At 49.0% G+C, this 21,025-nt stretch carries 28 protein-coding genes and 1 pseudogene; 8 read left to right on the forward strand and 21 right to left on the reverse strand.

Going from position 1 to position 21,025, the window contains the following annotated elements; genetic code table 11:
• Window positions 1-9 precede the first annotated feature (9 nt).
• From NFS35_RS29150 to NFS35_RS24815, 5 genes are all read left to right on the forward strand, one after another.
• The gene (locus NFS35_RS29150; protein WP_275564734.1) at window positions 10-138 is read left to right on the forward strand and encodes a hypothetical protein; all 129 of its coding nucleotides are present in this window, start codon (window positions 10-12) and stop codon (window positions 136-138) included.
• A complete protein-coding gene (locus NFS35_RS24800) occupies window positions 135-548 on the forward strand; it encodes a cysteine-rich VLP domain-containing protein (protein ID WP_251209725.1) in 414 nt (137 codons plus the stop codon). Before NFS35_RS29150 ends, NFS35_RS24800 begins: the two co-directional genes overlap by 4 nt.
• A gap of 111 nt (window positions 549-659) precedes the next feature.
• Window positions 660-1,055, forward strand: a complete 396-nt coding sequence (locus tag NFS35_RS24805) for a replication initiator protein A (RefSeq protein ID WP_251209726.1) — start codon at window positions 660-662, stop codon at window positions 1,053-1,055.
• 178 nt (window positions 1,056-1,233) lie between these two features.
• The gene (gene mobV, locus NFS35_RS24810) at window positions 1,234-2,175 is read left to right on the forward strand and encodes a MobV family relaxase (protein ID WP_251209727.1); all 942 of its coding nucleotides are present in this window, start codon (window positions 1,234-1,236) and stop codon (window positions 2,173-2,175) included.
• Between the two features lie 39 nt (window positions 2,176-2,214).
• Window positions 2,215-2,370, forward strand: a complete 156-nt coding sequence (locus NFS35_RS24815) for a hypothetical protein (protein WP_202622553.1) — start codon at window positions 2,215-2,217, stop codon at window positions 2,368-2,370.
• A gap of 54 nt (window positions 2,371-2,424) precedes the next feature.
• On the opposite strand, the gene NFS35_RS24820 is transcribed toward NFS35_RS24815, so the two are convergent.
• The 5 genes from NFS35_RS24820 to NFS35_RS24840 all read right to left on the reverse strand — a co-directional run bounded on the left by NFS35_RS24820 (window position 2,425) and on the right by NFS35_RS24840 (window position 5,834).
• Complete coding sequence (locus NFS35_RS24820) at window positions 2,425-3,027, reverse strand: hypothetical protein (RefSeq protein WP_251209728.1); 603 nt, start codon at window positions 3,025-3,027, stop codon at window positions 2,425-2,427.
• The gene (locus tag NFS35_RS24825; RefSeq protein ID WP_251209729.1) at window positions 3,011-3,844 is read right to left on the reverse strand and encodes a DMT family transporter; all 834 of its coding nucleotides are present in this window, start codon (window positions 3,842-3,844) and stop codon (window positions 3,011-3,013) included. Before NFS35_RS24825 ends, NFS35_RS24820 begins: the two co-directional genes overlap by 17 nt.
• On the reverse strand, window positions 3,845-4,768 hold the full coding sequence (locus NFS35_RS24830; protein WP_251209730.1) for an AraC family transcriptional regulator: 924 nt from the start codon (window positions 4,766-4,768) through the stop codon (window positions 3,845-3,847).
• Between the two features lie 345 nt (window positions 4,769-5,113).
• Complete coding sequence (locus NFS35_RS24835; RefSeq protein WP_251209745.1) at window positions 5,114-5,413, reverse strand: hypothetical protein; 300 nt, start codon at window positions 5,411-5,413, stop codon at window positions 5,114-5,116.
• A 196-nt stretch (window positions 5,414-5,609) separates the two neighbouring features.
• The gene (locus NFS35_RS24840) at window positions 5,610-5,834 is read right to left on the reverse strand and encodes a recombinase family protein (protein ID WP_251209731.1); all 225 of its coding nucleotides are present in this window, start codon (window positions 5,832-5,834) and stop codon (window positions 5,610-5,612) included.
• A gap of 109 nt (window positions 5,835-5,943) precedes the next feature.
• Between NFS35_RS24840 and NFS35_RS24845 the strand changes: the two genes are divergently transcribed.
• Entirely contained in the window at window positions 5,944-6,945 is a 1,002-nt protein-coding gene (locus NFS35_RS24845; protein ID WP_251209732.1) for a hypothetical protein, read from the forward strand.
• 80 nt (window positions 6,946-7,025) lie between these two features.
• Here the strand turns inward: NFS35_RS24845 and NFS35_RS24850 are convergent, their stop codons facing one another.
• The 14 genes and pseudogenes from NFS35_RS24850 to NFS35_RS24905 all read right to left on the reverse strand — a co-directional run bounded on the left by NFS35_RS24850 (window position 7,026) and on the right by NFS35_RS24905 (window position 16,142).
• Window positions 7,026-7,682, reverse strand: coding sequence for a recombinase zinc beta ribbon domain-containing protein (locus tag NFS35_RS24850; protein WP_251209733.1), 657 nt, complete (start codon window positions 7,680-7,682; stop codon window positions 7,026-7,028).
• 173 nt (window positions 7,683-7,855) lie between these two features.
• Window positions 7,856-8,185 (reverse strand): hypothetical protein, encoded by a 330-nt coding sequence (locus NFS35_RS24855; protein WP_251209734.1) that lies wholly within the window; start codon window positions 8,183-8,185, stop codon window positions 7,856-7,858.
• 238 nt (window positions 8,186-8,423) lie between these two features.
• The gene (locus NFS35_RS24860) at window positions 8,424-8,654 is read right to left on the reverse strand and encodes a hypothetical protein (protein ID WP_251209735.1); all 231 of its coding nucleotides are present in this window, start codon (window positions 8,652-8,654) and stop codon (window positions 8,424-8,426) included.
• A gap of 136 nt (window positions 8,655-8,790) precedes the next feature.
• The gene (locus tag NFS35_RS24865; protein ID WP_251209736.1) at window positions 8,791-9,054 is read right to left on the reverse strand and encodes a GHKL domain-containing protein; all 264 of its coding nucleotides are present in this window, start codon (window positions 9,052-9,054) and stop codon (window positions 8,791-8,793) included.
• Between the two features lie 2 nt (window positions 9,055-9,056).
• Window positions 9,057-9,341 (reverse strand): LytR/AlgR family response regulator transcription factor, encoded by a 285-nt coding sequence (locus NFS35_RS24870; protein ID WP_251209737.1) that lies wholly within the window; start codon window positions 9,339-9,341, stop codon window positions 9,057-9,059.
• 328 nt (window positions 9,342-9,669) lie between these two features.
• On the reverse strand, window positions 9,670-10,035 hold the full coding sequence (locus NFS35_RS29475; RefSeq protein WP_330640441.1) for an MATE family efflux transporter: 366 nt from the start codon (window positions 10,033-10,035) through the stop codon (window positions 9,670-9,672).
• A 38-nt stretch (window positions 10,036-10,073) separates the two neighbouring features.
• On the reverse strand, window positions 10,074-10,358 hold the full coding sequence (locus NFS35_RS29480; RefSeq protein ID WP_330640447.1) for an MATE family efflux transporter: 285 nt from the start codon (window positions 10,356-10,358) through the stop codon (window positions 10,074-10,076).
• Window positions 10,340-10,537, reverse strand: a complete 198-nt coding sequence (locus NFS35_RS29485) for a hypothetical protein (RefSeq protein WP_330640442.1) — start codon at window positions 10,535-10,537, stop codon at window positions 10,340-10,342. The genes NFS35_RS29480 and NFS35_RS29485 overlap by 19 nt, the downstream gene beginning before the upstream one ends.
• Window positions 10,534-11,523: an FtsX-like permease family protein gene (locus tag NFS35_RS24880; protein WP_251209738.1), complete on the reverse strand. Its 990-nt coding sequence runs from the start codon at window positions 11,521-11,523 to the stop codon at window positions 10,534-10,536. The genes NFS35_RS29485 and NFS35_RS24880 overlap by 4 nt, the downstream gene beginning before the upstream one ends.
• Window positions 11,517-12,378: pseudogene (locus NFS35_RS24885) on the reverse strand (ABC transporter ATP-binding protein). The gene NFS35_RS24880 and the pseudogene NFS35_RS24885 overlap by 7 nt, the downstream one beginning before the upstream one ends.
• A gap of 14 nt (window positions 12,379-12,392) precedes the next feature.
• The gene (locus NFS35_RS24890) at window positions 12,393-13,133 is read right to left on the reverse strand and encodes a heparan-alpha-glucosaminide N-acetyltransferase domain-containing protein (RefSeq protein ID WP_251209739.1); all 741 of its coding nucleotides are present in this window, start codon (window positions 13,131-13,133) and stop codon (window positions 12,393-12,395) included.
• A gap of 157 nt (window positions 13,134-13,290) precedes the next feature.
• Entirely contained in the window at window positions 13,291-14,358 is a 1,068-nt protein-coding gene (locus NFS35_RS24895) for a sensor histidine kinase (protein ID WP_251209744.1), read from the reverse strand.
• Between the two features lie 14 nt (window positions 14,359-14,372).
• Entirely contained in the window at window positions 14,373-15,098 is a 726-nt protein-coding gene (locus NFS35_RS24900; protein ID WP_251209740.1) for a LytR/AlgR family response regulator transcription factor, read from the reverse strand.
• A 165-nt stretch (window positions 15,099-15,263) separates the two neighbouring features.
• The gene (locus NFS35_RS24905; protein ID WP_251209741.1) at window positions 15,264-16,142 is read right to left on the reverse strand and encodes an MBL fold metallo-hydrolase; all 879 of its coding nucleotides are present in this window, start codon (window positions 16,140-16,142) and stop codon (window positions 15,264-15,266) included.
• Window positions 16,143-16,680: 538 nt separating this feature from the next.
• Between NFS35_RS24905 and NFS35_RS24910 the strand changes: the two genes are divergently transcribed.
• Together NFS35_RS24910 and NFS35_RS24915 are read left to right on the forward strand one after the other, a co-directional pair.
• Window positions 16,681-17,388, forward strand: a complete 708-nt coding sequence (locus tag NFS35_RS24910; protein ID WP_251209742.1) for a hypothetical protein — start codon at window positions 16,681-16,683, stop codon at window positions 17,386-17,388.
• 837 nt (window positions 17,389-18,225) lie between these two features.
• Window positions 18,226-18,531, forward strand: coding sequence for a hypothetical protein (locus NFS35_RS24915; RefSeq protein ID WP_016293580.1), 306 nt, complete (start codon window positions 18,226-18,228; stop codon window positions 18,529-18,531).
• A 62-nt stretch (window positions 18,532-18,593) separates the two neighbouring features.
• On the opposite strand, the gene NFS35_RS24920 is transcribed toward NFS35_RS24915, so the two are convergent.
• Complete coding sequence (locus NFS35_RS24920; protein WP_016293579.1) at window positions 18,594-20,309, reverse strand: recombinase family protein; 1,716 nt, start codon at window positions 20,307-20,309, stop codon at window positions 18,594-18,596.
• A gap of 109 nt (window positions 20,310-20,418) precedes the next feature.
• Window positions 20,419-21,025: glucosaminidase domain-containing protein (locus tag NFS35_RS24925; RefSeq protein WP_251209743.1), on the reverse strand; the 607-nt coding region annotated here is incomplete at its 5' end.

Consider the following 21,025-nt stretch of genomic DNA (forward strand, 5'->3'; position numbering starts at 1 on the left):
AAGTGCGCCATGACCCCGCTTCTGGACACCATGACCAGAGCAGGCCAGCGCACCAACGCCGGAACACGCCGCAGGAATGGGGCAGGAAGCCTTTTCGGGGAAAACGGCAGCAAGAAGAACAACGGAGGGAGTGCATGAAAGAAAGACCCTATCAACATTTGCCACCGCTGGAACACAGGCCGGACAGCTTCCCCTACCGCATGACCCCGGCGCAGAGGAAGCGGGCCAACAGCCTGATCCGCCGGGAGTGCAGCAACTGTGACGGTGGAAACTGCCTTGCGCTGGATGATGGCGACACCTGCGCCTGTCCACAGATGATTACATTCTCCGTCTGCTGCAAGTGGTTCCGCTGGGCGGTCTTTCCTCTGGACGGGACGCTGGAAGCGGAGATTTACCGTGACAGTGCTTTGAAACGCTGCTCGGTCTGCGGAAAGCCCTATGTGCCAAAATCCAACCGGGGCAAATACTGCCCGGACTGCGCCGCCAGAGTTCACAGGCGGCAGAAAACAGAAAGTGAACGGAAAAGGAGGTCTGCTGTGGACAGTTAAGGCGGGAAAAAGCCTTGATTTGCAAGGCTCCGCAAGCCCAAAACCGGGGCGGGCGGTATGTTTTATCGCCCACCCCGGAAAACGGGCTTCTAACCGTCCACAAAACACGCTATGACAAACACGATTTACATTCACCAGCCGGAGAAAGCTATCAGCTTCACCCGGCTCCCCAATTTTCTCTTTGAAGCCCCCTCATTCAAGCCCCTGTCCAACGAAGCGAAGGTGCTGTACGCCTTTATCCTGCGGCGGGCGGAATTGTCCCGCAAGAACGGCTGGGCAGACGAATACGGGCGGATTTACCTGTATTACCCCATCTGCGAGGTGATCGCCCTGCTCCACTGTGGGCGGCAGAAAGCGGTGAATACCCTGCGGGAGTTGCAGTATGCGGGGCTGGTGGAGATACAGAAACAGGGCTGCGGAAAACCCAACCGCATTTACCCGAAATCCTATGAAGCGGTTTCAAACACCGACTTCAAGAAGTCCGGCTGCGGTACGCCGGAGGGCTGAAAACCGTACCCTGCAAGTACGAAAATCAATCCTCTTGGAGTACGGAAACCGGACGGTATATAGAAATACAGAGATTAAAACCATTTATTTATATCGATTCCATTCCGATCCTATCAGAGATATTTTCGGCGGGAAAACCCGCCGGAATGGATAGGAACGGAATGGGGAAAGGAGTTCAATGGCACAACACGCAATTTTGTGGTTTGAGAAACACAAGGGCCACCCGGCGGGGCCGCTGGAAGCCCACCACGAACGGAAAAAGGAGCAGTACGCCAGCAACCCGGACATTGACACCAGCCGAAGCAGGTACAATTTCCATATCGTCAAGCCGGAGGGCCGCTATTATCACTTCATTCAGAGCCGCATTGAACAGGCCGGATGCCGGACAAGAAAGGACAGCACTCGGTTTGTCGATACCCTCATAACCGCCAGCCCGGAGTTTTTCAAGGGCAAGTCCCCGAAGGAGATAGCGGCCTACTTCCAACGGGCGGCGGATTTCCTCATTGACCGGGTAGGCCGGGAGAATATCGTGTCGGCAGTGGTACACATGGACGAGAAAACGCCCCACCTGCATTTGACCTTTGTGCCGCTGACGAAAGACAGCCGCCTGTGCGCCAAAGAAATCATCGGCAACCGGGCCAATCTGACAAAGTGGCAGGACGATTTTCACGCCTATATGGTGGAGAAGTACCCCGACTTGGAGCGTGGGGAGAGCGCAAGCAAGACAGGCCGGAAGCATATCCCAACCCGGCTTTTCAAGCAGGCGGTCAACCTCTCCAAACAGGCCAGAACCATTGAAACGGCGTTGGACAGCATTACCCCACTGAACGCCGGAAAAAAGAAAGCGGAAGCCCATGCTCTGCTGAAAAAGTGGTTTCCGCAGATGGAGAATTTTTCCGGCCAGTTGAAGAAATACAAGGTCACGATAAATGATCTTTTGGCGGAAAATGAAACATTGGAAGCGAGAGCCAAAGCCAGCGAAAAAGACAAGATGAAAGGCGTTATAGAACGGGCAAAGCTGGAAAGCGAGTTACACAACATTCAACGGCTGGTTGACCGTATCCCGCCGGAGGTGTTGGCAGAGTTGAAGCGGCAACCGAACTATGGAAAGGAAAGGTGATTTTTAACGAATATCAGATACAAAAAGGAAACAGAAATCGTGACTTTTCAAGGAAAAGAAATCACGCTGGAAAATCTCTCCCCGGTATTCACGCCGGAGCAGGAAGCGGCGAAACGCCGGGAACTGGAACAACAGCTTTATGAGGTGTTCCGCAAGTACGCCGACAAGCGGCAGAAAGAGGAAGCCGGGGCGTAAGTTTTTCCAGCCACATCATTGATTTGCGGGGCTGTTGGCAGTATAATAAGACTGTCAGCAGCTCCGTTTCTTTTTAAGAAAAGGAGCGACGAATGAATAATCGGATAGACGCACCGGAATATCTGCCAGTATCCTTACGATTCCATTTGCCGCTGCAAACCGCAGGATGTCCTCCAAGCCTGTATCTGACAGATTCTCGTCCGGCAGGAATAAAAGTCCCTGACGCTTTATCCCGACAACCATCTCTACCGCCATGACATATTCCGTCCCGCCGTTCCCACTTTTCAAAAACAGCTCACCCTGCATTTTCCCTTCCATGCACAGTTTTCCGGCATCCCTCGTTAAATTCCATTCACCGACCACGCCGCATTTTTCCAGCCCATACCCTTTGTCCGTAAGGATGGAACTTAGGTGGTAATTGGTATGCTCCACGATGCGGAACACACACCCTGCCCCGCACTGGCGGCTGATTTCCTCGCACCTGCGTATGTTCTCCGGGATATCTCCTTCCGAAAATTTGTAATACAGCGGATAGACCAAAAGCTGCCCTTCCATTCTTTTCAGCACCCATCCCCGGCAAATTAAAGTTTCCCTGTCGGGGAACAGGCTGATGATCTGCTCCTCCGTCCTTATCGCAGGCTCATTCACTGTTCCCACTCCCCTTCCCGCTATATTCAGAAAGGAAAAGCCCCGCGACCGCCAGGACCGTCCCTATAATGGAACCCCACATTACCGGCTCCTTCAGCACCAGCACGGAGGTCACAACCGTTATGACAGAAACCATGTAAATATAGACGCTGGTCTTGACTGCGCCAAGCACCTTTACTGCAAGGTTCCATGTGACGAAGCAGAGCGCGGAGGCCCCTAGCCCAAGATACAGGATATTGAGCAGATGCGTCATATCCGTAAACCGTTCCAGCCCCATTTTAAAATCAAAAAGGAACAATGCCGGAACCATGAACAGAATCCCATAAAAGAATGTCCGCCGCGTGGTGAGTATGACCGGGCAGCCAAAGCTGCTGATCTTCCTTGTCAGTATGGAATAGCACGCCCACACAAAAGCCGCAAGGACTGCCATCGCCACCACAAAGCCTATGAAAAAATTCGCTCTTAGCTTCCCTTCCGATTTCAGGAACAGGCGTGACAGGATCGCCGTGAAAAACGGCGCAACCGAGATGATGACTCCCACGTTGGACGCCATCGTATATGTAAGCGCAATATTTTCCAGCAGGTAATATAAGCATATCCCGCACAGTCCCGCCAGCACGAAAGTCAATTCCTGCCTGCGCCCCACGCCTTTCATACGGTGCGGGCAAACCAAAAATAATGCCGCAAAACCCATGACAAAGCGGAAGAACAGTATTTCCACCGGCCTAAAATCCGTAAGCAGGACTTTGGTGGATATGAATGTCGTCCCCCATATGATGATGGTGAGCAGTGCCGCCGGATGCCCTGCCGTTCTCCTATTCCACATTCAGCGCCCCTCCTTCATCTCACCAAGCAGGGAAGAATGCCGCTTGCCGCAAGTCCGTATTGCGGGCGGTTCTTCCGCGTGAATGGTATTTTCATTCACGCTATCCCCGTCTTTTTCCGAGAATATTTCACGGTAAGTACCAGGTGCAAGCCCTATGAACTGATTGAAATAATTCGTAAAATGGCTCTGGTCTGAAAATCCCGTCCTGATTGCTGCCTCCACGGGCGGCACACCTTCCGATAACAGCTTTTTTGCCTCATTGATGCGGACTGTTTCAAGGTATCGGTACGGCGTGACTCGTTTTTCTTTTGTAAAGGCCCGCAGCAGCGTTGACTTGCTAAGCCCCGCATGGCGGCATATCTGGTCTAAATAAATGCGCTCCGTAAAATGCGCTGTCATGTATTCACAGGCTTTTTCAATCTCCTGCCTGCATTCCGGGATGCAGCTTTCAAAAGGCTTTCCATAAATCTGGATGAGGTACGAAAGCAGGAACAGCAGGGTTTCCTCCTTCCCAAACTCCCCTGTCCCTTTCATGACCATCTCATGCAGCGGGCGCAGGTGGCAGGCTATTTCCTCATCACAGATAACATTCTTTGAAAATCCCGGGAGTTCCCGTTTCCCGGTAACTTCCTCCGCCAGATCAAGCATGACTTCCTTTGAAATGTTGAAGCCCCGGTAATCAAACGTCCCTTCATCACTCTGCACGCAGGCATGGCTGTCACCCGGATTGAAAAGCACGATGCTTCCTTCCTCTATGGCATATTCCCTGTCCCGGCAGGAAAGCATCCGCTCCCCTTTCTCCACAACCCCAATGACATAATGCTCATGGAAATGGCTTGGAAACGGCTGCACGATCCCCTCAAAGCGGTATGCCTCCATCCTCAATTCATCATCATATACCACTATCCTTATTTCTTTCTTCATGCGGATTACCTCCGAATTCAATTTTTGGATTTTGTCATGAGCCATTTTACCCCTTATTTTTTCCTGCGTCTTGTAAAATATCTTCATTTTTCAGATTTATCGGTTTTATTTTCCAAGCGGTTTCTGCTGTCAGACGTGCCCGCGGAAACGGCAGACCGCCGCATATGGTGGTTAGCCATCTGCGGCGGTCTTTACATGATTAATGGCATTTTCTCCAATTTTGCCGCATTTATTTCATCATGAAAACACTTATTCCTTTCGTTTCATTAGACATAAAATCATATCAAAGGGTACAATAATGTTACTATAAGTGAAATTTGCCAGACAGCAGGATTGGCAAAAGGATCATTTTATGTTCATTACAACTCCAAGGAAGATATTGTAAGAGAAAGCTATTATGCTGATATGGGAACCTATATCTGCACCCATTACAATGAATTTACAGCCTCCAACCCTAATAAATCCGTAATTGAACTTCCCCAACCCGCTTAACTGCTCCGGCGCAAATAGGTGGAATATGGTCTTTATGGCAAAGGCGTGTGTCACTATCAGTATATTGGTGCTTTCCTGCATCCCGTCCTTTTGGACGGTATCCGCAAATACGCTTTTCAGGCGGTTTTCTATTGTCTGGAACGGCTCCGCCATCGTCTAAATATAAATCCATGGAATGCATTTCTTCCATGCCTCCAGCTCCGCATATTTGTTGGACTTTGGCCACTGCGGGTGCAGTTTGAACCATGCCCGCTCGTCATCCGGCGTAACCGTCAGTTTCGTAAAATAAACAGGGGAACCGGCATCATCCAGTTCCCCGCGGGCTTCGGGGCTTAAGTTTAAGAGCCATTCAAAGCAATCTTCGTAAACCCTTACCCTCTTTGGGCTCCCCGCAGCAGAGGCGGTTCTTCAGGATATGGCTGATGGTGGCGTAATGCCACAGGCTCTTCCCCATCGCCGTGAGGTCACCGTCTTTTTCAAGCTGCTTCTTGATCTTCTGGCTGCCGTTGCCCGCAAGGTGCATATCTATGTAAACCCTGTCTTTGATACAATTTGATTTTTCCGTAAACCCCATGATTTTTTACCGATATCCCGCGATTTTTCTCATAAAATCCAAAAGATTTGGATATATCCTGGCATCCGTGGTATAATTGCTTCATTGAACACTTAAGGAGGCACACAGAATGGACGTATACCATGATAACAATATATGGGGGAAAGGTTCGCCTGAAACCAAGCTGACAGCTCTCCCTGTCAATCACTCTTTCCTTTGGGGAGAACAGGAAATACTCATCCCGGCAGTCTATGTAGGCAAAGCAGGCGCCGCCCTTGATGTATGCGCAAAAATCCCGATAGAAGATATGGCAGCATTCCTAAAAAAATGGGATTATGAGCGGCGGATGTCCCTAAAAACCCCGGAAGAATTTGAACAGATAGATGCGGACAACCCCGGAAGCAGGGAATTTGCCGTAGAAATATGCCTTGATGATACGCCACTGGCGCTCCGCATGAGCAGCAGCCTGAGATGGTATCCGGAAAATGTAATCCAGATGGGGAATGAACCTGCCAGCGAGGATGGATTTGAAAATAATAAATCTGCCGAGGAATGGATGGGGGCCTATGGCTGCGACAGAGGATGCTGCTGGTATTTTGAGCGGCTTTCCTATAATTGGGACGGAGAACCGATACTATTCCCTCAGAAAATATCACTTGCTTTCCAGGCAAACTTAATCTCCATCACTGCGGGGCATTTTTTCACTGGCGTTTCCTGCAATGGCAAAACGGTAAAGACAGCTCATCCCCTAACCGGTCAGGAATACACCTTGACACTGCATAGCTGCGAACAGATCAGGAACAGCTTCACAGAAATTGGAGCGAAAGGTGTGGTTTACCCAGAATGCTGCCAGATACTTTCTTACAGCATTGCACCAGAAATAGACCGCAGCCTTTTTTGCATCCGCGACTGTGCAGAAGGCGACCACCCAAGAATGGGTGATGCCCAAAGGCAGCCGGGCGGGTCAAACGGTCCCACAGCAGTTTTTATGGCTGGAAAAAATGCCGCTCCTGACAAACGGATGGCAGTTTCCTCCCTGCATTTTGAGCCTGTTTCAGAAGTGCAGTGGCGGATGGTATTCCAGATAAAGCCAAAGAATGATGCGGAAATCAGCTTTCCCATCAAAGCATAATCCACACAAATAGCTGCATAAACATTAAGCACACAGAATCCCCCGGAGCCGTTTTTTCCCTGCTCCGGGGGATTATATTCTCATGCCTTTATCTCCATCCCATTCTTGAAAGTGAAGCGGATGTCCTCCCTGCTGTACACCGTGGCGTACTCCACAAGGCTGTACCAGTCGTCCTCGTTAAATTTTGTAAGCGGGCCGTCCGGTTTTTCCAGGGTGGAAACAAACCTCCCGATTTTTTCCCGCTTCGCCTGCCGCTCCGTGATGGCCTGGCTGACTTCCGAAAGCCGCTCCTTCGCCCTGTTGAACCGCCCCGCCAGCCCGTCATATTTCTTCTGGTACTCCGTCTGGTCGAGGGCGACGCGGGCGTTCTCAGCCACGCACTGTTCAATCAGCTCCGCCACTACGTTCATCTCCTCCTGCAACCGCAGGCGTTCCGCCTCCAGCTCCAAAGTGCCAAAAAGCGTGTCTTTTATGGAATCGTAATCCTCCCTCACGCCTTCCTTTTCCGCAAAGATGGCATTGGCCGCTTTCAGGAAAAACGCCTGGATGGTTTCCTCGTCAAAGTGGGGCGTGCCGCATTTCTCCCCGCCGTCAAACTTGTGGTTGCACAGCCAGATGGTCTTCCGGTACTTGCTGTTGGAATGCCACACCTTGGAGCCGTACCAGCCCCCGCAGTCCGCACATTTTATCCGGCCGGAGAATACGCTCGTGCTGATTGCCCGGTGCTTGAACGGCACCGTGACCTTGCCGTCCGCGAAACCGCTTTGGGGATGTCCACTCCTGAAATTGCCATAAATATCATCCTCCTTGAAAATTTATTTTCTTACATCAGACCGCCAGCCATTTCATAAAGCGGCTTATGTTCGCGCTGATCCACGAATTGGAAAGGCTGCTCTGGTTCTGCAGGCTTTCAAAAAATGACTGGAAGCCGTTGTATTTCACATTCTGGAATGTGGCCGGCAGCTTTGTCTTTTCTACTTTTTCCTTCCAGTCTGCATAGCCGCTGTCCTTTTTCGTGTCGGAAGGAGCGTCCCTTCCCGCCGTCCGAAACGGAACCGTTCAGGCCGTATTTCGCAACCGTCTCCATTGCGGACAGGAAATCTGCCGCATGGGATTCATCCAGATAATTCTCCGCCAGATACTTGGCCGCCTCCTGGCCAAAGGCCGCCATGTCCTGCCTTTCCTGTTCCGATAACCCCGAAGCGTCACCCGGCATGAGGTAATTCGAGATGATGTCCATCGTGGAACTAATCGCATTATCACCCGCCCCCGCAAGGCTGCTGTAAAGCTGTTCATTTGTCTCATAATTCGGGATGACGATTCTGTGCGTGTTTTCATGCTATATCACATTCTCCGCCTGGAATGCGGCAATCGAAACCGCCTTTTTGGTCATGATGTCCTTATAATATCTCTCGTCTGTTTCCTGCTCCATCAGCCTGCGTTTCAGGGTGCTTTCCTCGTTCAGACGGGCATATTACTCACGCCTTTTTTGCCGCCTGCTCCGCCTCAAACTGGCGCATTTCTTCCTCTGTCGGGCCAGATATGTTTCCACCCCCACTTGATCCTGCAGCATGGGCAATCTCCCCATTTTCATCCAGTACAACTACGCAGGAATATATTCTGCCCGGTGGCAGTGTTGCCTGGTCTATCATAATAAAACTTTCTACTTTAGCCATTACCTGCTGTGCCAGAGCCGGGTCATTTTTCATTTTTTCTTCTAACGCAGGTTGCACAACGATTGCTTTCTTTCCAAGCGTAGAATCTATCCTCGACTGTACGCTTGCGTCCGCCAGTTTTGGTTCCGCCCCTGACGGTTTCCAATCTAAAACCGATTCATCAACCTTATCACTGAAAACTTTTCATGGGGAAAATCATACCTCTGCCATTTACCTTAAAATCCACTGTCCCCTGATATTTCTCCGCCGTGCTTTTGATAATGGCAAGCCCTATCCCGTGGGATTTCCTGTCCGCCTTATCCGTTACCGGGAACTCCTTCTTCGCCTTAAGCACCAGCCGCCCGTCAAAGCTGTTCTCCACTTTCAGGATGAGCAGGTTCCCTTTCTGCAGGGAGCTTATGCGGATAAAGGCATCCGCCCCCGATTCTTTCACTTTCAGCTTCCGTAGAGGTCAAATGCGTCAAACACATAATCCCTGATGCCCGTAATGAACACCAGCACGGTATCCTCCCGCCTTTCACGCAGGCCCCTTGCCGCCTCTATGCCGTTCATGCCCTCCATCTGTATGTCAAGGAAAACGATGTCAAACCGCTTCCCCGATGCGAGCAGCTCCGCGTCCGCGGCATAGGCTTCTATGCGGCTCTCCGGCAGCTGTTCTTCCACCAGCCCGCATATATGCTCCCTGATTGCTTTCTCGTCATCCACAACTGCAATATCCAAAATCCATCACCTCAAATCCTTAAAGGCATTCACTTAAAGATAGGTATCTATCTTTTTATATCGGCAGAAATATTCCGTTTTTCGGGCGGAGGGAACGGAACGACCATTTTTCGGGAACGAAAGGCAGAAATACAGTACGGAAAATCCCAAAACAGGTCTAAAGTTTTTTGCCATTCGTCCGATATAGAGGAAACGCAAACCGCCGTGTAAGCATATTACCTCTGATTCCCCCGCTTTCCAAATAGCTTTCTGAATAGGAAAAAGGGGCCTGTGAGCCCTTTTCCCCTTTCTCCTTAGTTCAGTTTCAGTAACCGGGATATATTGCCAATCATTCTGCCCCTGTCTGCGAAGCAGCCAATACCTTTATCTGTCGATTAATCTTAATTGCCAATATGATAATAGCAACAAGAGTAAGTACGTCAGCTATGGGCTGCGCAAGGATAACACCGTTCAATCCTATATAGCGCGGCAGAAACATAATTACAGGAATGAAGAAAACGCCTTGCCGCCCGATACTTAATAACCAGCCTCCGGCGGCTTTTCCAAGAGCAAGTGAAAGCATGGAATAAATCGCTTCTATTCCCATACCCGCAAACATTACGATATTTGCCCGCAATGCAAATGTCCCAATTTCAACCACTTCTAAATCATCAGCAGTAAACAGTGAAATAACCGGGGTAGCAAAAATCAACATTAGAATTGTCATTAAGACACAAAACGTACTCGTCCATATTAAGCCGGTTTTGTAGAAACCTTGGCGGCTCGCTCGCTCGAAGCAATGTTATTCATAGTGACATTGAAGATATTGAAAATAGAGCTAATGACGTAAATCATTGCATATTCACGGGCATAAGGATAAATAGTGTCTGTTGTTCCCAATGCGTATAAAATCGGGCGCACAAATGCAACGATTATTACAATCATGACCGCTGCTATTGACAAGCCCGAATAAAGAGCTGTGGAAGCAACATGGTTAGCCTGTTCCTTATCCTTTGCCCCTAAAAGCCGGGAGAGGATGGAAACGTAATAGAAACAGCCCCCATTTGGCTTGTTCCAAGCCCACCCACAAAATAAGCGTCTACAAGGTTATAAATACCTGTGACAAGCATACCGATCATGGTTGGAAGTCCCATTTTAAGAAGTACCTGCGGAATGGGAGCGTTCCGCAGTATTGATACTCGTGTTTCGTTGTTCATGTGTTATTTCTCCTTAGCTTTGAAAATTTAGCAACTGCCTCGACACGGCTGTCAACCTTATCCATAAAACAAATCGCCCAGCCAACAGCTAATAGCGCGACCATTACCAGCATAGACGCCCCTGCCATAAGGGGCAGCATGGAACGCATTTTTGCAGTGAGCTGCCTGTACAGGAAAAGGCGGCTGCCACGGTATTTCCATTCATCGCTTTTCAAGCATGAAAGCAGCCGCCGGAAAAGCAAAACAAAAAATCCATAAACGGAAACAACAAGGAACGTGACAGCAAGGACATTCACAATATCCGGCAGATTCCTGACAGCGGAAAGCACCATAACCGCTATCCCTGCGATTCCCAATAATACTGACAGCAACGCCATGGGTGTGCTGTCCTTCGCCTCCCCGCTTCCATCCCCGCTGGCTGCCTTATCAAAGTAAATCAATTCCCGTACATTAAGTTTCCGAACCGCCCGCTTTACCCTTACAGAAGAGATACCTAAGATCGCCCCCATATAAAACAGGGTCAGGATAACCGCCCCTGCTGACACTTCAAAGGAAAAACTGAACGGAACCGCATACATCCCGCATATTACGGCCTTAACAGCCTGAAAAAACCACGTTCCAAGGAATAGGCCGGCAGCAAGGATGAATCCGTGGATTGACCTGTTCTCTCTGAGGAATATCCCCGCTATATCCTCATTTTCAATCCCCAGCAGCATATACAGCCCAAATTCCCTGCTTCTCCGTTTTAATATAAACACTGTGATATGGTTTACCAGCGCACCCATGATGAAGACCACCATGATACTGACCACGACAATCAAAAACGGCAGGATTGATGGTTCTTTTATTATGGCGGAAATTTCTTCTGAAAACACAATCATATTAAATGACAGCATCAAGACCACGGTGATGACCAGCGTAATGATATAAATAATGTAATCCATCGCCTGCCTTTTCGCATTTCTCTTGGACAACTTTTTCAGCATAGTCCCGCACCTCCAAAGGCAGATACTTCTGACAGAATCGCATGGTAGAAATCAACCCTGCTCTGCCGCACTCTGCGAAGCTCCTTATTGATTTGCCCGTCTTTCAGGAAAAGGACACGGTTTCCGTAACTGGCGGAAAGCGGATCATGTGTCACCATCAAAACGGTTGCTTTTTCCTGCCCATTTAATTCCGTCAGCAATGCCAGCAACTGTCTGGCAGACACAGAATCCAAGGCCCCTGTCGGTTCGTCTGCCAGAACCAGCCTGGGCTTATTCACAAATGCCCTTGCACAGGCACACCTCTGTTTCTGCCCGCCGGATACCTGTGCCGGAAACTTGGCAGCTATATCCTCTATCCCCAGCCGCTGCATCAAACTTCTGACAGTGCTTTTTATCTCTTTCGCCGGAATATCCTTGATTGCCAGCGGCAGTGCAATGTTTTCCTCAATGCTGAGGGTATCCAGCAGATTAAAATCCTGAAAAATGAATCCAAGATTCTCCTGCCGGAACCTGGCTGATTTTTGCTGTGGCAATGATGCCAAGTCCTGACTACCCAAATAAATATGCCCTGCATCTATTGTATCAATGGTTGAGATGCAATTTATACTGCTTAACGATTTCACTTGCCATGAAACCAGACTGCATAACGCTGACTGGTTCAATCACATGATTGCAATAGGCAGTATTCAGCGTTATGCAGTATAGCAGGGTCGTTTTGCCGGAACCAGAGGGCCCCATGATGCTTACAAACTCACCTGCACTTACTTCAAAATCCACCCTGTCAAGCGCTTTCTTTAAGTTTGGCTCCCTTCCGTAATATTTTTCAGCATTTTCAACACTTAAAACCATATCCATACCCATCCTCCCCATTAGCCAAATACCAGACTGCATACCAGCATACTCACCGGCTGGTGGAACAGATAAATCCAGATTGTCCTGCTCCCAATAGCGGATAAGACCGGAACCTTAAACCGGGCTGCGGCTTTCCATGTGTCATGCTCCCTGAATATTCCATTGAAAAAATAACCGCACAGATACAGGAACATCCATGGAATCATAGGGAAATAGTCGCTTGATTTAAAGCCTGGAAAAGGAAAACCAAATGGTGTCAGAATCTTTATGGAATAGCATATTGCCGGAACCTGTATACCGCCCCCAATCCCGATATAACCATGCTGTATCTGCTTGCAGAGGATAAACAGCACAAAACAGATTCCCAATCCCCAGGCCGGAGAGACTTTTTTAACCAACTTCTGGAGTGGGAACATCAGCAGGACTGCACACCCCATAAAATTCAATATCCCGAACCATATGGTTTCCGACGGGATGACGATAAGGGTGACAAGCGAAATAATAAAACCATACAGATTGAAACTTAAGCCCCGCCGCAGGTTCCCTTCCATCCCCCACTGCCATACAAACCCCGAAATGAAAATAAAGGTCTGGCAGATCATCTGCTGCCAGATGTGGATTGCAGGAAGTCCATACCAAAGAGGGTTCTTCCCATAGACAATAAACACATCATACAAAAAATGGAATACAGCCATGTTGACAATGGCAACACCCCTGATACCGTCAACCAAATAATACCGTTTTTTCTGCGCCTCCATAAACATTACTCCTCCAAACATGATTCATGTTTTCAGCATAGCAGATAGTTCCCTCCATGGCCGCACATTGCAAAAATTAAACGTTTGCAGGTAAAAAATAAGAAGTCCGGAATATTCTGCCGGACTCCCTGCTCACTATATATCATATATAAAAAAATCATTCGGTATCTGCATCTTCCAAAAACAGGAGGACACTGGCATGGAAATCCCCATCCTGGACCGTTGCCGTCAGGCTTCCATGATACTTCTCTGCAATCCTCCGGATATTTTTCAGCCCAAACCCATGCTCTTCAGAAGCCCCGGATGTCTGCCCTTTCCCGGAACAATTATTCTGTGTGCTGATGCAGAGGATGCCCCGGTCATATTTCATCATGATGTGGAATGCCGGTTCCGTTACATCCGTCAGGGCATTCAAGGCATTTTCAAACAGGTTGCTCAGAATCACATTGACATCAAAAACGGGGATTCCCAGATGCTCCGGAATCTGGATTTTCCAGGAGACATCAACGCCTGAACTCTTTGCTTTTGAGATCATGTAATTCAGGATACTGTCAATCTTTTCGTTCCCGGTGGCGACATATTCCCCGCTGTTCTCCATAAATGCTCCCATAGACGCAAGGTACTTAAGCGCCTCTTCGTTTTCCCCTCCGGACACCATATCCATGAGCATTTTTATGTGGTGCTTCATATCGTGCTTCAAGGCGCGGATATTATGCTGCGACTGCCTTATGATGCCGAACTGGTTCTCATAGATGCGAACCTCCTGCTCCAGCAGTTCACGCTCCCGCTCCTGCCGGGATTTCCCTGCTTTCTCCAGAATCATCCCAAAAACAAAAAACAAACTGACAGAAATGGATGTAACGATTAAATACTGGCGGCTGTCAGCAACCGTCTTAAAAAGGACAGACGCAATGCTCCATTTCCCGATCCAGTATACCGTGGAGAGGATAACCGCCATCAGCAGACGCCGTGTCACTTTGCCCTGGTAGCAGAAAGACATTGCTAATAAAAACGGAATCTCTACCAGCAAAAAGAACAGGTCCATCGCGGCAATTCCCTGCCCAATATAGGAAACGCTTATGAGAAAGCCCTCAAATATCCACAACACTGTAAAGAGGGCTGTCACAATTTTCTTGGAAACCCTGCACTTTCCAATGCAGACAGAAAAACAGCGCATATAAAGGCAGATGCGGACTGCCGCCAGTATGATGACAAGACTTTTCATGACAGACACCTGCCTCACCCCCTTTGATACCTTTCCGTTAAATTCTCTTTCATTGCCTTCCGGTACTTCTGGCTGATCGGTAGGCGCGTGCCGTCTGTCATCTGAACAGAATCATAATGATAAACCGAAACAAATGCTGTGTTTACGATATAGGATTTATGGATGATCCAGAATCCTTTTCCCTCCACCTGCTCCCATACCTCCCGCATGGCACCGTAAAATTCCTTCTGTCCCGAACCGGTATATATTTCAATTTTCCTGCCATTGCAGGCAAAGTAATGTATCTCGTCCAGATACAGCCTGCAGACCGACTTCCCTGCATGATAATAAAATTCATTTTTATTGGCTTCACTCAGCCGTATGAACTGCTCCAATACAGCAGCCACTTTCTCTTTGGTGAGCGGCTTGACCAGGAAGTCCAGGGGACGCACCTGGAACAGGCTCATGGCGTAGGTTTCTTTAGAAGAAATATAAACAATGCTGATCTTATCGTTTCCAAGCTGCTCCCTGATCTGCTTTCCGACCTGCACGCCATCCATCTCCAAAAGCTGGATATCCAGAAAACATAAGTCATACAGGCACTGCTCCTGAATGGAACGGTAAAATGCCTCCCCGGAATAGAAGACTTCCGTTTCAATCTGCAAAGCCCGGCGGTCTGCAAAATCCAGAACTATTTTTTCCAAATCAGAACAAGTGCCAATTTCATCGTCACATATCGCAATCCGTTTCAGTTCTGCCACCTCTTTCCTTTTTCTGCCCTTAAACTTTCATCTTGCATGACAAACTCCATCTCTCCGAACGTGCCAGCCATTCCGCCCACAAGGCTCCACTGGCGCTGCATATAGGATTTCAGATTTTCCGTGCTTTGCCGATAAGCCACACAAGCTATTGACGGATTATCAAAACTATACCCTCTGCCACAACAGCATACTGTCCTGAAATTCAGCCGCCACCTTCCCGGTATCTTTCAGCCATGAGAGATAGGAACGCACCGTGCTGCCAACCAACACATACTGCTCAAAATTCATGGAAAGCCCATAGCCTTTGAACACTTCCTGCAAAATTCTTTCAAAGCACATCGGCTCCATGCAGATGGATAAAATCCTCTCCGCCACCTCATGTACCTTATTCCTGTTGTAGCAAACAAGTTCCCTGATATCGGCAGACGCTTCCGCATGGGCAGGAACGAACATGGCGGCTTCCATTCCCTCCACCATATCCAGCGTTTTCAGATAGGCTCCCACATCATAAATGAAAGAAACAGCATACTTCTCCAACGTTTCCCTGCTACTGATGCAGTCCGCAAGGAACACCACACCGTCCGGCATACGGAACCCAACCATGTCAAAGAAATGTCCCGGCAAAGGTATAGTCTCTATCTCCTTCGGAAACCCTTCATCTGAAAAATCCGTCACATTGCTGTCCTGCGCCATCAGAAACTTATGCCGCAAATCCTTACACGGATAACCACCGTAAAGGAAAGACGGCTCCAAGACCGGATATGTTGTAAAAGCCGCCTCTATGCCGCCGGAATAAACTTTGCACCCTGTTTGCCCCTGTAGGTAACGGTTCCCACCGATATGGTCTGCATTGGAGTGCGTATTCAGGATTGCCGTCAGATTCCACCCGTTTTTATCCAGTATCTGCCTGACCTTCCTCCCCGCATCCTTATCATTCCCGCTGTCAACCAGATAGACATGATCCTTGTCCGGGGCATAGACACCTATCTTCGCCGGGCAGTTTATGTAATGGCATTTCTCACTGACCTGAACCAATTCATACATTTTCCGTTTCCTCCTTGTTCTGTTGCTTCCTAAATTACTTCGGCTGAAAACCGTTTCCACTAAAGTAAAAGCATCCACCGAATTATACCATAAAAATTTTCTGTTTTTCATCCGATGGCACGAAACGACTATTTTTCAGGAATGGAAAGCATAGATTTACTATGGAGTCCTTCCGCATTTTATGGAATTATTTCGGCATACATGGTATACTTGCCATATTAGATTTTACGGAGGTGTGGCTGATGAATTTTCATTATTAGAAGATTTCCACTCAAAATGGCAGGATATCCTTGTGATTGGGAAAACCACAGAACGGAATGGAATAAAATACCATATTGTCGGCATGACCTTATCCGATGAAGCAAAACTATACATTATAGAACCATACATGGAACCGGAAAGCCAGAACAGGAAAGGCATCCGTAATCACAGGAGGATGCTGAAAGAGCATGAAAGGCACGGATACAGTTATCTGCATTGCAGTGAGCTCTGCCTTGGTGATGTGCATCTCAAGATACAGGGCGGCATGGGCAGCCCTATGGATTCTGATAATTATGGAATGATCCAGTTGTTTTTCGATATGATGGGTGCTGGCTGGACAGTTCCCGAATGGCTGAAAGATATAGATTGGGAGAATCTCATTCTGTTGACGCTGAACATAGCGGAGGTTTCGAAGCTGCCCCATCTTACACCTCAAACACCCATCACGATAACGCACAGGCCAAATCCCATCCAGCATATAATAGAAAAGACAGTTACCCTGAATGTCGGGAAATCCCATTCTTTCTGTTTCGTGGATAATCATGGAGATGAGGTGCTTTGCCATATAAATTCTGTTGCCTTGATAGATGTGTGGAAAAATACGGAAGAAGAATTGAACAATCCCAAACTGGCAGAAAGGTTTTCCCCGGAACAGTTGAAAGAGGCGGCAAAACATAGTTATGATGCATTGGAGCAATGCTGTCCTAAAGGGATGTGCTATATAGGCATAGAATATGAATGCAGTAAAAATTATGACCTTACCTTCTACTCCAAACAATATTTGAAATCCCGCCCGGAAACACATCAGGGAAGTTCCCATTTTCTCATGATGCGCTTAAAACCCGATCAGGAAACAGGAACGCACGGACTTCCGCTGAAAGGCTGTGTGATACAGACACCAGTTCCTCCGGATACCATCAAAATTCCTGCGGAACTGTTTTTATACCATGAAAGAGTAGATGAGTGGACTGAAACTATTATATAAAAATGAAATGCTAAAACAGCCCTTTTTCATCGTTATCATTTATCCATTAAATTTTTACCGCTTTGCTCATATCAAACACGGAAACTCTGCATACTATCACGCAAAACTCCATACAAACACGAAAACTCCGAACAGTTTCCGTAAATCCCTTGATTTCAAGCCATTTTCTTATACTTTCGCCAAATCGTTCCAAAATCCTATGGCATTATTTCTGAATAGCCGCCTGTGCCGCTGTTAGATTATGATGACTTTTACCCCTGGGGTAAATGATTTACCCCTTTTACCCCACCTGTGCGGAATTTACCCCACCCCGATTTTGATTCGACAAATTGCGCTTTTGCCACTAAAACCCCTTGTTTTTTTGCGGAATCCGGCATAAAATGATTTCAGCGGAACGCTGCAGCATTTGACAGATACGTGGGAATCTGCTACAATGAAAATACAAAAGGGAATACTGCCGATAGACGGTCAGCCCCGATAAAATTACTTACAAAGAAGTGACCTTACCTTTGGCTGGGGCGGTCACTTTTTTGTGTGGTTTATGTACGCTATCAAGATCGAAACGATAATCCCAAGAATCATCAGAACAACCGTCAGCAGTTCATAGTCACTCATCAAGCATCCCCCCTTTCCCGGTTTTACCCGTAGTCAGAGGGGCAGTCCCCTCTGCGTTTGCATCGAAAGACTGACCGCCTATCCCGTTATGGCAGTACCCCGTATGGATATTTTATCAGAAAATGTCGGACGCTACAAGATGGTTTTCCAGCTTTTTATTTTTCCACTTGCTAAATCCCAAATTCAGAGGTAAGCTACAACACCACGGAAGGAGGGATTGGATTGGAAAAAGATTCTGCATTATACCAATTGATGGACACACGCATGAACGGTGTCATGAACGGCATTGTAAGCGGTGACGGGGAATACCAGGCGATTCTCCGAAAGTCGGACATATACTCCGGCGAACTGGACAGGATGGATTTATCAAAAGAAATCCGGCTGCTCATCGACCGCTACGTCTGTGAGCAGAACGCGCTGGGCTCCCGGTTTGGGATGCTTGCATATCTGCTTGGATTTTCCGACTGCAAGGCTATGTTTTTAGGGAAATGCCTGCCAACAGAAGTAAAAGAAATGATTACAGAGTAAGACCGCAAAATGCCGGACAGGACGGAAAGGCCGCCACAGCCCTTCCGCCCTGTCTCTTTCGTCTAAATATAAATCCATGCCTCCAGTTCCACATATTTGTTGGACTTTGACCACTGCGGGTGCATCTTGAACCATGCCCGCTCGTCATCCGGCGTGACCGTCAGCTTCGTAAAATAAACAGGGGAACCGGCATCATCCAGTTCCCCGCGGGCTTCGGGGCTTAAGTTTAAGAGCCACTCAAAGCGGTCTTCGTAAACCCTTACCCCGAAAACATATTTATCTATATCACTTTCCGAAAACTCCCCATCCTCCGGCACGGGCGGCTGCCCCATGAGCCTCTGCAGGTTTTCCAGCTTGCCGCTCACGTCCGCCTCCGTGGCAGGCTTCACATCGCCGTACTGCATCATCTGCTGTTCCAGCTCCGCTATCTTTTTCTCCACCTCCTGCTGCTTGCGGCTGAATACCTCTTTCGGTATCTCGTTGTTCATCCGCATATCGAGCAGCGTCTCGTAGCGCCCCCGCTCCTTTTTGAGCTGTTCTTCTATGATTTCCTTGTCCCGCAGGACTTCCGACTGCTCCACCCCTGCCGCGCCGAGGCCGAGGACTGCCGCTGCTTCCCGGAGCGTCCCCTCCGGGTCATCGAAAACGGCGTGGAGGACTTTCTGCGCCATCGTGTGTACCTTCCAGTCCTGCACCAGCGGCACCCGGCAGACGCCCTCGATACTCAGGCCGTTTTTCAGCCTTGCTGAAACCGTCCCCGTCCGGGTCTGGTCATAGCACTTGTAGGTGTAGGTGGTGAAGTCCCTTGACTTGGAGTGCCACCTGGTCTTTGCGAAAGCGTGTCCGCACTGGCACCGCAGCTTCCTGCGCCAGAGGTCATCCGAGTGGATGCCCCTGTTCTTCCTGAAATGCTCCATCTGCGGCCTCTTTTCCTCTATCAGTTTCTGCACCTTTTCAAATTCCTCTTTGGTGACGATGGGCTGGTGCTTCCCTTCCACGATGATGCGCTCCAACTCCCCGTTGTTCTTCGCCCTTTTCTGTTCGAGGTAGTCCGGCACATATTCCTTCCGGTATTCCAGCTCGCCGCAGTAGAGGCGGTTCTTCAGGATATGGCTGATGGTGGCGTAATGCCACAGGCTCTTCCCCATCGCCGTGAGGTCGCCATCTTTTTCAAGCTGTTTCTTAATCTTCTGGCTGCCGTTTCCCGCAAGGTACATATCAAAAATCTTCCTGACCGTTTTCGCCTGCGCCTCGTTGATGACGTATTCCGGCCCCACTTTGTCGTAGCCAAGCACGTTCCCGGTGCCGTAGACCACCCCGTTCTGGAAGGAGACCATCTGCCCCGCCTTCACCCGCATGGAGGTCTTTTTCGATTCGTTCTGCGCGAGGGTGGCCATGATGGTCAGCCGCAGCTCCCCGTCCTCATCGTTCATGGTCCATATGCCGTCCTCGGTGAAATACACCTCAATGCCCATCCGCTTCAAGAGCCGCGTCTGCTGGAGGGTGTCCACCGTGTTCCTTGCGAACCTCGATACCTCCCTCGTGACGATTAAATCGAAATGTCCGTCCTTCGCGTCCTCCATCATTCGCACGAAGTTTTTCCGCTTGGATATGGAGGTGCCGGTGATCCCTTCATCGATATACCGGCGGTACAATACCCAGTCCGGGTGCCTGTCTATCAGGTCATCGTAATACTGCACCTGGTTCTCCAATGCTGAAAGCTGTGCCTCATGCTCTGTTGACACCCTGGCATATATCGCAACTTTCCTTATCCGCATCTGCATCCGCTCCTTTCCTTTTTTGGTAGTCTATTAATCACTCTGAAAGCCCGTAAAGTCAAGCGGTCTGGCCGCTTTCTTCCTATATAAATGCCGCCTTACATTCCCCCTAAATCCGTGTGGTGAACGCAAGCGAAATCCACCCGTCCCGCTTTTCCTGATAGGCTTTCAGCAGCCCCCAGCCGTCCTTTTCCTCGACAATGGAGAAGACTCCCACACCTGTGAACTTGCCTGTCTTTGGATATGATTTTCCGGGGCCGCGGCGGATATTTAAGTCGGGAATGGATACGCGCACCATGTAGGGCGCGGAAAGTGTGAGGCTCTCCATGAACTGCACTTTTCCTTCGCCGGCAATGGCTTTCAGGATGGAAAGTATCTTCTCCCCATACTTTTCTCCTGCCGCCCAGCCCTTCCCCTGCGGGTTCTCCTTCTGGCCGAGCCACTCTACATAGGGAGCGCAGCCCCGTTTCACATAGCGGAAGCGCGGGTCTGCCAGTGCGTTCCGCAGTTTGTCCGTAGAGGCATAGGCTTTGAGATGCTGAATCTGCGCACGGATGCCAAGCTGCGCTGATTCAAAGGACAGCCCTGTTTTGCCCCTCTGCGTCACACCAAGACCACAGAAATTGTTCTGCTTTAAGTTGACCGCCGAGCCGGAAAAGGTAAAATTCCCCGTTTCGAGACAGGACTGTGCAAAGGCGATATCGCCCCTCACGCCC

This window comes from Acetatifactor aquisgranensis (assembly GCF_943193215.1).
In the GTDB taxonomy this organism is placed as follows: Bacteria; Bacillota; Clostridia; order Lachnospirales; family Lachnospiraceae; genus Acetatifactor; species Acetatifactor aquisgranensis.